18 protein-coding genes and 1 pseudogene are annotated in these 14,831 nt (G+C 45.2%); 11 read left to right on the top strand and 8 right to left on the bottom strand.

The genetic code is table 11. From position 1 onward, the window contains the following. Positions 1-2: 2 nt before the first annotated feature. Both NSS66_RS18710 and NSS66_RS18715 read right to left on the bottom strand, forming a co-directional pair. Positions 3-983, bottom strand: coding sequence for a polysaccharide biosynthesis protein (locus NSS66_RS18710; protein WP_053326002.1), 981 nt, complete (start codon positions 981-983; stop codon positions 3-5). Between the two features lie 19 nt (positions 984-1,002). Continuing rightward, positions 1,003-1,710 carry a glycosyltransferase family A protein gene (locus tag NSS66_RS18715; protein ID WP_068941740.1) on the bottom strand — a complete coding sequence of 236 codons (708 nt, stop codon included), beginning with the start codon at positions 1,708-1,710 and terminating at the stop codon, positions 1,003-1,005. A 215-nt stretch (positions 1,711-1,925) separates the two neighbouring features. On the opposite strand from NSS66_RS18715, the gene NSS66_RS18720 reads away from it, so the two are divergent. Together NSS66_RS18720 and NSS66_RS18725 are read left to right on the top strand one after the other, a co-directional pair. Beyond that, positions 1,926-2,639 carry a GT-D fold domain-containing glycosyltransferase gene (locus NSS66_RS18720; protein WP_023990040.1) on the top strand — a complete coding sequence of 238 codons (714 nt, stop codon included), beginning with the start codon at positions 1,926-1,928 and terminating at the stop codon, positions 2,637-2,639. A gap of 257 nt (positions 2,640-2,896) precedes the next feature. After that, positions 2,897-4,024, top strand: a complete 1,128-nt coding sequence (locus NSS66_RS18725) for an SGNH/GDSL hydrolase family protein (protein WP_340959534.1) — start codon at positions 2,897-2,899, stop codon at positions 4,022-4,024. A gap of 215 nt (positions 4,025-4,239) precedes the next feature. On the opposite strand, the gene NSS66_RS18730 is transcribed toward NSS66_RS18725, so the two are convergent. Beyond that, positions 4,240-4,656 carry a hypothetical protein gene (locus NSS66_RS18730; RefSeq protein ID WP_028541519.1) on the bottom strand — a complete coding sequence of 139 codons (417 nt, stop codon included), beginning with the start codon at positions 4,654-4,656 and terminating at the stop codon, positions 4,240-4,242. Positions 4,657-4,820: 164 nt separating this feature from the next. Between NSS66_RS18730 and NSS66_RS18735 the strand changes: the two genes are divergently transcribed. From NSS66_RS18735 to NSS66_RS18755, 5 genes and pseudogenes are all read left to right on the top strand, one after another. Further along, on the top strand, positions 4,821-6,800 hold the full coding sequence (locus NSS66_RS18735; RefSeq protein ID WP_023990043.1) for a methyl-accepting chemotaxis protein: 1,980 nt from the start codon (positions 4,821-4,823) through the stop codon (positions 6,798-6,800). A 56-nt stretch (positions 6,801-6,856) separates the two neighbouring features. Further along, entirely contained in the window at positions 6,857-7,033 is a 177-nt protein-coding gene (locus NSS66_RS18740) for a YjfB family protein (RefSeq protein ID WP_023990044.1), read from the top strand. 188 nt (positions 7,034-7,221) lie between these two features. Beyond that, positions 7,222-8,577, top strand: a complete 1,356-nt coding sequence (locus NSS66_RS18745) for a dipeptidase (protein WP_053326004.1) — start codon at positions 7,222-7,224, stop codon at positions 8,575-8,577. A 244-nt stretch (positions 8,578-8,821) separates the two neighbouring features. Then, positions 8,822-8,953: pseudogene (locus NSS66_RS18750) on the top strand (putative RNA methyltransferase); the annotation flags it as partial. A 123-nt stretch (positions 8,954-9,076) separates the two neighbouring features. Continuing rightward, positions 9,077-9,691 (top strand): methyltransferase domain-containing protein, encoded by a 615-nt coding sequence (locus tag NSS66_RS18755; RefSeq protein WP_226887829.1) that lies wholly within the window; start codon positions 9,077-9,079, stop codon positions 9,689-9,691. Between the two features lie 72 nt (positions 9,692-9,763). Here NSS66_RS18755 and NSS66_RS18760 read toward each other — a convergent pair whose 3' ends face one another. The 4 genes from NSS66_RS18760 to NSS66_RS18775 form a co-directional block, all read right to left on the bottom strand. Further along, complete coding sequence (locus NSS66_RS18760; protein ID WP_176716863.1) at positions 9,764-10,150, bottom strand: hypothetical protein; 387 nt, start codon at positions 10,148-10,150, stop codon at positions 9,764-9,766. 63 nt (positions 10,151-10,213) lie between these two features. Continuing rightward, complete coding sequence (locus NSS66_RS18765; RefSeq protein WP_023990048.1) at positions 10,214-10,477, bottom strand: hypothetical protein; 264 nt, start codon at positions 10,475-10,477, stop codon at positions 10,214-10,216. Positions 10,478-10,564: 87 nt separating this feature from the next. Next, positions 10,565-11,056, bottom strand: coding sequence for a hypothetical protein (locus NSS66_RS18770; protein WP_013311697.1), 492 nt, complete (start codon positions 11,054-11,056; stop codon positions 10,565-10,567). A 141-nt stretch (positions 11,057-11,197) separates the two neighbouring features. Continuing rightward, entirely contained in the window at positions 11,198-11,680 is a 483-nt protein-coding gene (locus NSS66_RS18775) for a hypothetical protein (protein WP_023990049.1), read from the bottom strand. Between the two features lie 491 nt (positions 11,681-12,171). On the opposite strand from NSS66_RS18775, the gene NSS66_RS18780 reads away from it, so the two are divergent. The 3 genes from NSS66_RS18780 to NSS66_RS18790 all read left to right on the top strand — a co-directional run bounded on the left by NSS66_RS18780 (position 12,172) and on the right by NSS66_RS18790 (position 13,203). Then, the gene (locus NSS66_RS18780; protein WP_023990050.1) at positions 12,172-12,432 is read left to right on the top strand and encodes a hypothetical protein; all 261 of its coding nucleotides are present in this window, start codon (positions 12,172-12,174) and stop codon (positions 12,430-12,432) included. Continuing rightward, on the top strand, positions 12,429-12,650 hold the full coding sequence (locus tag NSS66_RS18785) for a hypothetical protein (RefSeq protein ID WP_235322313.1): 222 nt from the start codon (positions 12,429-12,431) through the stop codon (positions 12,648-12,650). Before NSS66_RS18780 ends, NSS66_RS18785 begins: the two co-directional genes overlap by 4 nt. A 304-nt stretch (positions 12,651-12,954) precedes the next feature. Then, entirely contained in the window at positions 12,955-13,203 is a 249-nt protein-coding gene (locus tag NSS66_RS18790) for a hypothetical protein (protein WP_141697502.1), read from the top strand. A gap of 216 nt (positions 13,204-13,419) precedes the next feature. Here NSS66_RS18790 and NSS66_RS18795 read toward each other — a convergent pair whose 3' ends face one another. After that, the gene (locus NSS66_RS18795; RefSeq protein ID WP_007431813.1) at positions 13,420-13,647 is read right to left on the bottom strand and encodes a helix-turn-helix domain-containing protein; all 228 of its coding nucleotides are present in this window, start codon (positions 13,645-13,647) and stop codon (positions 13,420-13,422) included. 305 nt (positions 13,648-13,952) lie between these two features. Here NSS66_RS18795 and efeO point away from each other — a divergent pair, with 305 nt between their 5' ends. Beyond that, the gene (gene efeO / locus NSS66_RS18800; protein ID WP_340959538.1) at positions 13,953-14,831 is read left to right on the top strand and encodes an iron uptake system protein EfeO; all 879 of its coding nucleotides are present in this window, start codon (positions 13,953-13,955) and stop codon (positions 14,829-14,831) included.

Below are 14,831 nucleotides of genomic sequence, written 5' to 3' on the forward strand. Positions count from 1 at the left end.
CGTTACTCCATGCCTCGCAGTAGCTCAGCAATTCCAGCGCGATCCATTAACTCATCGTCCGAGCGATATTGATCGAAGCTCACTCGTTCCAATCCACCATATTGGCTCAGTAAGCGCTCGTCTGCTTGCTGGGGAAGAATAACAAAATAACGGTCATCATAGCGATACGTGTGCGGCACCTCATAGGGCGAAATCAGCACCTCATGCAGCTTTTCCCCACCACGTATACCAATCTCCTTCACTTTCAACGCAGGCTGTCCCGCCTGTTCTTTCATCACTTCTGCCAGATCTGCAATATTGCAGCCCTTCATTTTCATCACAAGGGTCTCTCCCCCAATTGCCGTGACAGAAGCCTTCAGCAGCAAGCCAATCGCCTCTCCGAGCGTGAGGAAGAAGCGTGTCATATCTGGGCTCGTCAGCGTTAATTCCTGCCCTTCCGCGATCTGGCGCTTGAACAGGGGCACGACACTTCCACTCGTCCCCAACACGTTGCCGCCGCGAATACACACAAAGCGAGTACGCTCACTTAAAGTGTTGGCGCGGATCATCAGTCTTTCACCGATCGCCTTCGTCATGCCATATACATTCACCGGGTCTACCGCCTTGTCTGTAGAGACATCAATTACCTTGGCGACTCCCTGCTCTATGCTGGCCCGGATCACATTTTCCGTACCGTGTACGTTCGTCTTGAAAGCCTCCTCTGGCTGTCTCTCACACACAGGGACATGCTTTAATGCCGCCAAATGGAACACATAGTCCACTCCGCGACATGCCTCCTGCAATGCCTGAAGATCGCGAATATCTCCAATCATGAAATTCAGGCGAGGATCAGATTGAAATTGCCGCTGCATGGCAATCTGTGCAAATTCACCGCGTGAGAATATCCGGATTTCCGCCGGTCCCTCCTTCAGCAATTCAGCCGTTAGGCGTTGCCCCCAAGATCCCGTGCCTCCGGTCACTAGCAGTTTTTTTCCTTTAAACAATATAATCTCCTCCTGACCGTTACGAATTGGCAATGTCTGTTCCCAGAAATTCAGCCAGCACAGCATTCATTTCATTCTCTGACAGCCGATCCTTCGCCGGCACTTTTTTTACCGAAGTATTTGCGGCATGAATGACGTTCACATAGTTGCGAAGTGGAATGACCTCATGCGGCAGCTCCGTTACATATCCGTGCGTACCCTTCCCAGGAATGACGACACGGTAATCATTTAGAAAATCCTCCACTTGATAGCGAAACACATAAAAAGAAGGCGAACGGTGAAACACCGGTGCCATCTGCCCCTCAACCGCATCCCACAGGTAACCCATCTGGTTCACCAGCGCAACCGTCTCCGGTTGAAACTTGTAATCATGTAACTGTTGTACAAATGACTGGTGGTATAAATCGTCGGAATCTATTCGAGCAATGAGCAGTTCGTCCGCGCCTTCGATGTACGCATGAATTCGACGTTTACTTTCGATGCTCGTACCAAAACGGATGTGGTCGGGAATGGGCTCATGTCGGGCTAGTTCCTCTTCCACAATGTCACTGCATCCGCCCGCCAGCTTGACGACAGATAAGAAATCCGTATTTGTCTGACTGAGTAAACTACGCAGCGTAAAGGTTCTGAATATATCCAGTCGCTCGCTGATCCACTCACGTGTCAGGCGGTTGGGATTCATCCCATAGTTATTAAAATTAATTTCAATTACAATCTTGCGATTCATTGATCTTCCTCCCTTTCAACCGTCTTCTCTCAAGTTATGAAGACGCCTCTGAAACGGCACGTACAGATGCAACGAATCTTGTAAAAATAGGTAGAATCCAAAAAGAATAGTCGTTCATACAAAAACCTTTTCGCTTTCGACATATGATAGAATACAAAGTTTTTTGCTCCATCTGAAAAGTTGAACAAGCAGGAACGACAGGGAGGTAACATGTTATGACGAATCCAAGGTATCTGGAGATTGACGAGGTACTGAAACGATTGAAGCTGGCACTCGATCAGCACCAGTCCTTTTCGCTCATTCGTATTGGGGATGGTGAAAATTTGGTGTTGTCGCAGGACACCGTCTGGCCGATGGAAAAGGTATTACAGGAACGTTGGGCGGTCAAAGCCAATCTCGGTCAAAAGGGACTGTTTCTACCGAATACGGAACTACGGGACGCGGTGGCTGAGGCAGTGAGCAAAGCTAGCATTGCTGGCATTTTGCCATATGATGACGAATCTATTAAAGCACCATCCTATATGAAGCGGGAGCTGACCGATCAGGTCTTTGCTCACTATGCTCTTTCCCCCGCACTGACCTGCCACGCCTGCCTGAATCGGTATTTGGCTGAGACACCCGCTTTCTGGGACATGCTGAAAAATCGACGCATTCTGCTGGTCACCCGGACGGCCGCTGAAGTAAAGCCTGTTCTTGAGGCCGATCCATACAGGCTGAATATCGCGCACACGCTGGCATTTCATCAATATGAACAAATGCCTGAAACACTCCAATGGATCGCAGCACACAAAGATGACTTTGATATTGCGCTATTCTCTTGTGGTGTCAATGCAGTCGTGTTAGCACAAAAAACAGCAGAGCTAACTGGCAAAGTAGGTATAGACTTCGGCAAGGCGATTAATATCGTCATGTTCGGCAAAGCTAATTAATGAATAAAGATAATTTGTGAAAAAATCCACTTAACAAGTAATCTTTGCTCCGTATATCAAAAAAGCACTAGCAAATTTCAGTTTGCTGGTGCTTTTTGCTATCATACATTTTCCTAAAGTCCGTGATCGAAAAGAATAATCCATATAAAGCCTTGGGCCCTTGCTTGTTTAGAAATAGAATTTGAGATTTCCTGTCACTTCTTTTACAATATTACAGAAACTAGCATTCATTTAGAAATTATGAGGAGGATGTTGAAATGTCACATAACAAGAGATTGAAGACATATCCACTTACAAAAGCAAAGCATGTAAAGGTTCATGGTCGAACTACGCAAACACGTACACCTCTTACTCTGTTTTGGACAGGCAGTGGCATTGAATTGAATATCAAAGGCTCAGAGCTGTGGATTGAAATTGAGGCCGATTACCAGGTGTTTGAACCCTGGATCAGTATTGTCATCAATGGGGTTCCGATGAGTCGCCTGATGGTGACCGCAGGACGACATTGGATCTGTCTTTTGAGAGGGTTGAACCCTGACACGGTCAAAAATGTCCGTGTGGTCAAGGATGTCCAGCCTATGAGTTCGGACTCGCGCTGCTTGTTGCAAATTCATGCCCTGAAGGTTGATGGGGAATTGCTGCCAGTCACTGATAAGCCCCTCAAGGTGGAATTTATCGGTGACAGCATTACCTCGGGAGAAGGAACGATTGGAGCGAAGGAGGAGACAGACTGGGTTCCCATGCTGTTCACAGCACTACGCAATTATACAGCCATAACAGCCGAAGCACTAAATGCGGACTACCGAGTGTTATCACAAAGCGGATGGGGTGTCCTAACAAGCTGGGATAATAATCCGCATGCGAACATACCGGCATATTATGAGCAGATATGTGGTGTGCTGACCGGTGAGAGAAATGAAGCATTAGGGGCATTTTCAGATTATGATTTTACCTCATGGCAGCCGGACGTGGTCGTAGTGAATTTGGGGACTAATGACGGGGGAGCCTTTTATTCTCCTGCATGGACGGACCCAGCAAGCGGGAAAGTGTACAAGCAACGCTTGAACGAGGACGGCACATTCAATGAAGAAGATTTACAATCTTTTGAAAGCGCTATCGTACGTTTTCTTGTCAAGCTTCGGACCTGCAATCCTGCTGCCCATATTGTGTGGGCCTATGGGATGCTGGGTACTCCGATGATGCCCTCAATCTACCGAGCGGTAGACGCGTACAAGAAAAAAACGAGGGATCGGAATGTGTCTGTATTCCAACTGCCTAACACGACGGAAGAAACGATAGGATCTCGCAGCCATCCCGGGCTCTCCGCCCATGCCAAAGCAGCAGATGAGTTGACAGTGTATTTGCGAGAGATTCTAAAGAAATAGAATCCGAGAAGCACAATCAACTCTGTAGAACACGCTCATAAAGGAGATTACAACAACTAGGTCATTTGTGCTCTGGGTGTTGTTGTTGAGAATTATAGCCACGAGTCTGCAGCAGATGTCTGTCTATGCTCGTGGCTAGTTAGCGCAGCGGACTATCCTAGGAGAACCACGAACAGGCAGCGAGCATTTACTATAGAAATAATCACCTGATATATTTACAAAAACGGAGTCGAAGCAATGCCCGTGAATACCTCTGGACCATTACGAACAGTGGTCGATACACCAGAAATATAAGAAGAATATACTGTTTGTATTGCCCAGGGAGCAGACAGATCCTGTGCATTAAAAGCTTGCGTTTCATTAGAACCAGTCACGCCCAGTACCCCCTCGGCGCGGTAGACTACCTCACTCGGATCATAGTCGGCTCCACGCACGATTTCAACCGCATACGTATCGCCAAGCTCACCGAGCAGACCAATGGAACCGCTAAAAGTCACAATCGGACCTGGCACAAGAAAGGTTCGCAGGGTGATCAAACCGAACCGCTCCGGTATAGGACCCAGCTGTATATCGGGACCCTCACCTGTTTTTGATGAATTGGTGGAGCTTCTCATATCCAGAAAAAAACCCATACCTTATCCCTCCAAATTGCAAGATACTCCATGCTATGCAAGAAATTCTTTAGCGTATTGGACAAATTAGTAATAAATCTATCAATTCAGCTCAAAATAACCGATAGTAAATACATATGGTATAAATATTAGAAATGAATATGTAGATAGAAAGCAGGGGTTTGATGAAACAACTGAGACGACTCAAAACATTAACACTACGCAAGAAATTGACAGCAGCATTTCTACTGGTCATGCTTGTTCCAAGCATTATTGTAAGTTCTTTTTCTTATCAAGCAGCATATAAACAGACGGACCGCCAATTACTCGATAGTGCGACAACTAGCGTTACCGCATCCGATCGTGCAGTTACTCAAACGATTCAAGCCAAAATCGCTGATCTCGAATATTACTCTACGACGATGACAGCTAGTGATAACAGTGCTGAAGCAGATGAAGACATCCTGAAAAGGTTACAAGTGTATTTAAAAATGCATGCGGAAGCTGTTGATATGTTTGTAGGAACTCCCGAAGGAAAACTCATTATTGGCAAAGCCGTAGGCTCCACAAACGACCCTCGTGAACGTCCGTGGTACAAACAGGCCATGGAGAAACCCGGACAAACCGTAATCAGCCCTGTCGGACTCAATACGGCTAAGGTCCCCGTTGTATATATTTCACGTACACTTCCTGACAACAGTGGTGTTCTCGGTCTTTCGCTGAACCTAAATAATTTAAAAGAAATCACAAATTTAAAAATCGGACAAAATGGCTATATTATGATATTAGATGGTACTAAACGTATCGTTACCCACCCGACAGAAGTCAGCGGAAGTACCAAAATGGGGGAAACGATACCTGAATTATTTGCCTCCAAAGAAGGTAGCTTTAGTTACGATATTAATGGCGTAGATAAACACCTGATTTTCAAAACCAATACGCTGACAGGCTGGAGAATTGCTGGAACGATGGACAAAGCAGAAACCAGTGCCTCCGCCCAACCGATTCTTATCACGACGATCATCGTGTTGGTGATTGCAGCCATCATCATTGGTGTGCTCGCAATGTGGCTAATCAGCAGTATACTTAAGCCCATCCAAAGATTACGTAATTCTATGGATGCCATCAGCCAAGGTAATCTTTCGATAAACGTGGCTACGACCAGTACAGATGAAATTGGTGAATTATCAAGATATTTTCAACAAATGGTAGATAACCTGCGTAACATGATTAAAGAAATTCAAGCGATGACAGGCAATTTGTCGGCATCCTCGCAAGAGCTTGCAGCAGGTGCAGAACAAACGACCCGGGCTATCGAGCATGTGACCATAGCCATTCAAGATGTGGCTGCAGGCAGCGAACGCCAAGTGGGCAGCGCTAAAGATAATCAGGAACGGATTAGCGGCATGGCAACAGACATTACCGCTATGACTGAAACCATGGCTGAAATGACCACTTACTCCGCACAGGCCATTCAGGCGTCGGATGCAGGCAGCGAGCATATCGGCAACAGCGTCGTTTCCATTGATGGCATTCGCACTACCGTGGAAGAACTGGATACCATCATCAGTGCTTTGAGTGACCGTTCTGGACGAATCGGAACGATTGTCACCGTCATTACGGAAATCGCCAGCCAGACTAATCTGCTCGCATTGAACGCTTCTATTGAAGCAGCACGTGCAGGCGAGCATGGCAAAGGTTTTGCTGTCGTGGCGACAGAGGTCCGCAAGCTGGCTGAAAACTCAGCTTATTCCGCACAACAAATTCGTGAACAGATTCAAGGGATACAGAGCGGTGTATCTGAAGCCCTGATCGCTATGGAATCCGCCAAGGAACGCGTAAGTGATGGTATTAATTCCATTGATCTATCCGGTCGCTCCTTCTCTCGCATCCGTAGAGCGGTAGCCAAATCAGCGAAGCAGCTCGATAACGTCGCAGCCTCTACCGCTGGAGTCGCAGATGGAACGAGTTCAGTCGTCAGCAGCATGGAGGAAATTACACGCATCGCTGAAGAAGCGGCATCCCATACGGAGACCGTGTCCGCAGCCGCAGAGGAGCAGCTCGCCTCCATGGAAGAGATCGGTTCGTCTGCCGCAGATTTGACCCGTCTGGCGGAGCAGCTTCAAGATTTACTGACACAATTCCAATTAGATGAAACAAAATAACCGTTCCAACCGATAAATACAGAGAAAGAGTCTTCACAATGAGGGAGGGTTGGAACATGGATATCGCAGCATTATCAACAGGTATGAGTCAGGCCAGCTTAGCTCAAGCCGTAAGTGTGAAGGTATTAAGTATGGCTAAGGATCAGGCCAGTGAACAAGGACAGGCTTTAGTGCAGATGATGGAAAAAAGCGTACAGCCTCATCTTGGCGGTCAACTGGACATTCGCGCATAAGTACATCCATATGCTTGGTTAAGGGCGATTCTGCTCAGGTCTGGACAGACCCGGGTAGAATCGTTTTTTATCTCCCTATTTTTCGTTCAGCACAAAACGTAGTAAACTAGACATATCGTCCACGACCTCGTTCGGAGGATAGCGCAACATTCACACGATTTACATTGAAAAAGGAGGATACATAGTCTATGAGTTATTCTGATTATTTTGAAAAAGCCAGAGAGCAACAACTGGGCGAGTTACAGGAGTGGTTGTCCATTCCGAGTATCTCAGCATTATCGGAGCACAAAAAGGACATTAACCAAGCAGCTGATTGGCTCGCTGCCAAACTGACTGCTGCCGGTCTGGAAAACGTTGAAATCATTCCAACCAAAGGGCACCCGCTGGTATATGCGGATCATTTGCACGCACCTGGTAAACCAACGATCCTCGTGTATGGACACTATGATGTACAACCCGTAGATCCGCTTCACCTGTGGGAAACGCCACCGTTTGAGCCATCCATCCGTGATGGAAAATTGTATGCGCGCGGAGCGACAGATGATAAAGGGCAGGTTTTCTTGCACATTAAGGCAGTTGAGGCCATTTTGAAGCAGGAAGGCACATTGCCGCTGAACATCAAATTCTGCGTTGAAGGTGAGGAAGAAGTGTCCAGTCCGAACTTGCTTGAGTTTTTGCAAACTGGAGCTGAACGTCTGGCCGCGGATGCTGTACTGGTGTCCGACACTTCCTTGATCGAAAAAGGGAAGCCTGCCATTTGCACAGGTTTGCGTGGACTATGTTCACTGGAAGTCGCCATTCACACGGCGAACACAGATCTACATTCCGGCTCTTTCGGTGGCGGCGTGCCGAATGCCCTGCATGCTCTGGTTTCCTTGCTGGCAACCCTGCATGACGACAAAGGCGGCGTAAGCGTCGAAGGATTCTACGACGATGTTGCTCCATTATCGGCAGAGATGAGAGAAGAATTCGTGAAGCAAGGCTTCAATGAGAGCAAGCTGCAACAAGATCTTGCACTTGATTCTCTCTATGGCGAAGAAGGATTCAGCTTCGTTGAGCGTGTTGGGGCACGTCCGACACTGGAGCTGAACGGCGTATACGGTGGCTTCCAAGGGGAAGGCACGAAAACGGTCATTCCAAAAGAAGCTCATGCTAAAATCACGTGCCGCTTGGTGGCTAACCAGAATCCGCAAGACATTCTGGACAAAATCGAGCGCCATTTGCGCGCCCATGTTCAGGCAGGAGCTACCCTGGATATTCAACAGGGTGAAAAAGCGAACGCCTTTAACATCGACCCGTCACACGCGTTTCTGCAAGCGGCGGCCGATGCTTTTGAGAAGGTATACGGTGTGCGTGCCCTCTTTACCAAGGATGGAGGCTCTATCCCAATCGTGGAGACCTTCTCCCGTGTGCTGACTGCCCCAGTCGTGCTGATGGGCTTCGGCTTGCCAGATGAGAACCTGCATGCGCCAAACGAGCATTTTAACTTGGACAATTTTGACAAGGGTCTGCTGACGATTGTAGAGTTTTTGAAATCGGTGTAAGCACATGACAACTTCTTATGACTAAGTTACAATAGAGAGGGCGAAAGCCCTTTCTATTTTTTTTTGAGGAGCGCTACATAATATGATTATTCAGTTTATTCGTTTACGGTAATGTGAGGTACAGTTCATGAAAACTCAACCATTTTTCCGAAAATGGGTTGGGTCTATTTGGCTGTGCCTTTTTTCATTCACCAAATACGAATGAACGGGGTGCTTTTCTGTGTCCAAATGGAATAAACACGAGATGAAGGCTGACCTGATTGGAAAACATCAACATCTCTTTAGGTGTCCTCTATGCTCTCAACCGATGCGTATGGTGGAAGGTAAAAGCCTCCTATGTACGAATCAGCATTGCTATGATCTCTCAAAATACGGGTATTTACATTTAGCCGCCCGGTCCTATAAGACTAAATATGATAAACAACTATTTTCCTCCAGAAGAATGATGTGCAATAACGGATTTTTCGATCCCTTAAATGAAGCGATAAGCAGCACTATAATGAAATTTATGAAGCCACTGTTTGATCAAAAATCACACCTTTACTTGCTCGATGCAGGTTGCGGGGAAGGCACTCATTTGAGCCACATTCAGGATAAGCTGACCTGGAAGGGAATCACTGAGCTTACAAGCGTAGGTATGGATCTGTCTAAAGAAGGTATTGTGGCCGCAGCCAAAGAATATCCTCATACCCTCTGGTGTGTTGCGGATCTGGCTCATTGTCCGTTTTCAAATCAACAATTTGACGGTGTATTCAATATTTTATCCCCTTCTAATTATGCTGAATTTACAAGAATCCTTTCGGAGGACGGCTGCGTCCTGAAGGTCATTCCCGAACAATATTATCTTCGGGAATTGAGATGCTTGTATGAACAGAAAAAGAATAAGCCTGCTTATTCGAATGACAATATATTAAGCCGATTTAAAGATCATTTTAAACTTCTATCCGCCGAACGGTTAACCTATCGTTTTATGTTAAATGCCGACCTCATGAAACCTCTGCTCCATATGACTCCCTTATCGTGGGGAGCTACGGAAGCAGACTGGCAGCAAGTGCAGGAAATAAATTTACCGTATGTCACAGTAGATTTGCTCATCTTATGCGGTAAAAAATAGAATACTAAAAAGCATTCACAGCATGGAACCATCCATGCTTCGTGAATGCTTTTTTTACGTTAGTCCCGTCGCTTAAGAAAAACGGGTGTAGCGCAACAGGTGAGCTAGCCGATTGAGCCGTTCTATCTCCCGATCCAACTCATGCAGCGGCTGTCCAGCCAAAGCAGCGTTTGCTCTCAGATCCCGTAGCGGGTTCAATTTCCGACCCATGAGTTTGAGCACCGTTGCCTTCCCCATGTTATTCACCACCACATATTGCGTTAGCGGATCAAGCTCAATCCACAATACATGATGCTGTTGAAAAAACGATAATAGTTGCTTTTTTAACGCCTCCAGCTCATCAATCTCACCTGTGATTTGCGGATGATGATGAAAAGCCACATAGCCCATCACCCGCAGGTCACTTATGATTTGTTCCAAATGAAGCGTTTCGTTTATGTACACATGGTTCGTGCTCATGCGGTTTCTTGCACCATTCGTATGATCTTCCCGGATGACGTTCACCACCTGACTATCGTTATATCAAGATTTATCTTTCCCCTTTTCCAATAGCTGCACAAGCCAGTAACCTCCAAACAACAAAGCTCCTACTGCAAAAATAACGGTATACACCGTATATAACGTTGTCAGTTCAAACAAACTATTGTACCGATTAAGCAAGATCCCCCACAAGCATAGCAGAAAATTGCTACCATTTTGCTGATGAAAGCGATGCTTGTAGATCCGTTGAATCAAAACAGCCAGGAATCCTATCAACAAAACGTGATTCAGCAAAATACTCCACATTTCCATAAGCCCCCTTTTTCACTATAGCGCAATCGGCTTTGAAAAGTCAGGACATGTACAAACCTTACGAACAAAAAAACAACCGGCTTATACGCCAGTTGTTTCCCGTTCCACAAAATACTTATTGGTCATATAATGGGCCTTGCCTCTGGAAGTATCCACCATTCCCTTTTTGTTGTCGAGAAAAACAATCTCCCGGCATTTGGTGCAGTACCACTTGGTCCGCTTAAAGGGAGATTCTGTTACATACGATGTACCACATTTGCAATCTACTTTAATTAAGGTTTCTGTTGATTTGTAAGCCTGGGACAACTCTTTTAGGCCAGTGTCCGGCTGTTGAATCGGGATAATAACCTCCTGATAGCTTGAATACTGATTATGAACTTTAAAATCAGCCACCAGTTCTGCATGCAGTCCAAAGTACTCTTTGCCGATCTCGGTTACGAATTTTTTGCCAATTCTGTAACACTCAAGCCATTCCTGTATCTGTTGATTAGACAAAGGCACTGTGCCCTTGATACCACTATTTAATGTGTAAGTCATGATGTATAAAGTATCATCTTGTCTATGTCCGTACATGAGAAGCCTCCTTATAATACACTTGATAATGTACTACAAAGCGCAAAAAACATCAATTTTATTATTTGGCAAAAGACTTAATATATCTCGGTAAGCACATAAGAGGTGTGAGTGTATGGTTAGAAAGCAACTGACAATCTGTCAGTTGCTTTGTCTTTCCACATAGTATTTGTTGGTCATGTACCACGCCTTGCCTTTATCCGTATCCACCATGCCCTTTTTACGATCTAGGAACACAATGTTATTACACTCCTTGCATGACCACTTGGTTCTTTTATGCGGTGACTCTTCTATATAGGAAGCACCACATTTACATTCTACCTGAATTAATGTTTTATACTGGCTGTACGCCTCTACCAGTGGGTCCAGCTCTACAGCTTTGCGTTCCATTACAGGCTGTATTATGGATATGTGTTCTCTCTGCTCCGAGTATTCATTATGTACCTTGAAATCTGCTACCAACTCAGGGTTTAAACCAAAATACTGTTTCCCCACAACCGTTACAAACTTGCTGCCAATTCGATATGCTTTGATCCATTCCTGCACCTGCTTACTGGTTAGGTCGACAGTTCCCTTTATACCGCTGTTCAGCGTATAAGTCATCAAGTGTTGGTTGGGTGTCATATGTCTTAACGTTCACCTCCGATCAAGAATATACCACAGGTAGCTCTAGGCAAAAGCTACTTCCTACTACCTGAAGCAATGAGCTTTTTCTGCCTTGTGATTCTTCTTCAACACCTATATATAAAAGTATAGCTCAAAACCTGATCCATCTTCCATCCTGTCGTCATGCTGAATACTGCTTTGTAGGGATTTATATTCTTAGACTATCACCAGATGCATTTCTATCTTAGTATAACTTTGTGGTACAGTCTTATGTTTTGATCACTTCTGTTAGTTGCACTATGATCTCTAATGGTAGTTTCTTCCTTCTATATATAGTACATCATTTACACGCAAATTCCCACATATTTCAGCGGTTATTCTGTAAAACAAAAGCCTTCATCCTTTTTAAAAGGGTTACGGGACTGACCACATGGTAGAGGTTACTGCTTCCTTGCCGTCCCCCTGATTATGTTATAATAAAATAAAGCAAAAAGAGCGAGGTGAAGTCGATGAAATGGGAAGAAATTGCCGAATCACATCCGAGGCGATTTGTGTTGGTTGAGGCTATAAAAGCCAGTTCCAATAATCGCGTGCGCAATCTTGAAGACATGGCGGTTATTCAGGATTACGACAACCCGAAAGATGCTTGGAGCGGGTATAAACATTTTCACAAACTGTATCCGTCACGCGAACTGTATGTGTTCCATACCAGTCGATCCGATGTCGAGGTTGTAGAAGAGTTTTTCTCAGGAGTACGGCAGCGTACATGAAGATTAACCTCCATAATGGTTTGCCAATTGTTTCCTTAACTTTGAGACATCACAACCAAACTGCTCTATTACCAAACGTATTGTTCGATACAGGGTGCGCTGCAACAGTGTTTGATACGGATTTACTAGCCCAAATCGGCATTCACATTGATTTCATTAACGGGAGAGCAAAGCGGATGTACGGGGTGGGCGGCACAAAATTTGCTACGAACAGGTAATTCCTCATCTAAAACTCGGGCATATTCAATTAGATACATTTCCAATTCAACTAAGCTCTATTCAAGAGCCGTATGGATTTGATGGCATATTAGGCATTGATTTTATGCTAAAAACAAAATTAATTGTTGACTTTGATTTAATGAACATCCACTCCCCACTTTCACCTTTAAAATAATTCCAAGCAGGTGGCCACATGTCTCTTCCTTTAAATCTGATTACCATCATGCTCAGCCCGTAGAAGTATTACTTATACCCTTGGTTTCTCCTGCGGGCTGAGCCTTTGCCCAAGGGAGCGTGATGGTAATGAAACCTAATCAAAAAAATCGGTATCGAGCTTATTTTAGGCGCCACAGAAAACGTGTTATTCAGCGTAAAAAACGGCTTTCAGCACACCGGGGATGGGTCGTCAAATTTGATGGTGTATTCTCCAAAGGAAAAATCCATTGTTCCTGCTGGATGTGCAGTAATAAAACAAAACGACTGGGCTATCCCAAATCAGAGCTAGCAAGAATAGATAACTGCCAGGAACAGCTTCAGGATTATCGTTTCTAAACTAAAAAACGATCAAAACAAGCGAATGTCCATTGCTATGACACTCGCTTGTTTTACGTTTACAATAGATTTCCCAGCTTCTCTCCTCAATTTGAAATATAGAATAAACTTACTAGGTTTGATCAGCTAACATACCACAAAACAAAAGCCTTCCCGACCACCCTTCACTGTCGAAGGATCATCGAGAAGACTTTGTACCCCGCAAGGAACGAGAGGTCAGATTTTTAATTCGCCAAGCCTGATTAATTCTACGACCGCCTGTGAACGACCTTTTACGTTCAATTTTTGCATCACATTGGAAATATGGTTTCGGACCGTTTTTTCGCTAATAAATAGCTGTCCGGCGATGTCACGTGTTGTTTTGTCCTGCACGAGCAGTTCAAATACTTCACGTTCACGGTGAGTTAACAAAAACTTGTTTTTGTGGTCGTTACCCTTCGTCAATTTCACCCCTCCTTGCTCGGGTTTTGTGTGGTGTAACAAGGTTAAGGGATACAGTCAACACATTTTATGTCATGTGCTCAGGTATGGTTCAATATACGGATAAAAATGGGCATAGGCACCTCACTTGCTGTTTTAATGATGGGTTGGACTTTGTGTCTAAATTATGTATTGACAGGCATATGGGCCAGCCTTATGATAAGAAAAACCGCGACTGATAATCATTATCAAAATAAAAATTCGATATAGATATCGCGCAACAGACTATGGTTTAGGGCCAGTTTGGCCAGAAAGGGTGTTCATTGATTATGAAACTACGTTATGCCGTACCGGCCGGAGTGCTGGTCTCTTCTATTCTGTTCGCAGGTTGCGGACAAACCGGAACTGCTACTCAGCAGCCTGCCGCAACGATCAAAGATGCAGGAGCCACAACACAGACAACGACTCCTGCCGCTTCTGCCCCCAATTTTGATCAAGCGGTAGCCGCTTACCGAACCTATGCTATCGAGCAATGCGATACGTTTGTGAAGAAGACAGAAGAATTCACGAACGCGGTCAAAGCTGGCGAACTGGATAAAGCCAAGGCGCTGTATGCTCCTGCACGTATGTACTATGAACGGATTGAACCGATTGCAGAAGCGCTGGGTGATCTTGACCCAAATATTGATGCACGTGACGGTGATGTGGATGCAGCGGATTGGCGCGGCTTTCACCGTATTGAAAAAACATTATGGGAAGAAAACACAACCAAAGGAATGGACGAGTTTTCCGACCGACTGCTGAGTGATGCCAAGCTGCTGCGTGCCAAAGTAGAAACAGTTAATATTGACGCCAGCCTGATGGTAACGGGTGCAGTCGAGTTGTTGAATGAAGTATCTACCTCGAAGGTGACGGGTGAAGAGGAGCGATATTCTCATACGGATTTGTACGATTTTGCTGCCAATGTAGAAGGCGCGCAAAAGATATATGACATTTTGAAAACAGATCTGAACCAAAAAGATGCGGCATTGGAAAAACAAATCGGTGAGCGCTTTGCGGCCTTACAGCAGGAGTTGGCTCCTTTTAAAGACGGAGAAGGCTATGTATCGTATACAAAACTGAAACCGGAAGAAGTTAAAAAGCTGAGCCAAAACCTTGATGCCTTGGCAGAACCGTTGTCCCAAATGGGGAAATTGTTAGGAGTGTAA

It is taken from the genome of Paenibacillus sp. FSL R10-2748, assembly GCF_038005565.1.
Classification (GTDB): Bacteria; Bacillota; Bacilli; order Paenibacillales; family Paenibacillaceae; genus Paenibacillus; species Paenibacillus polymyxa_B.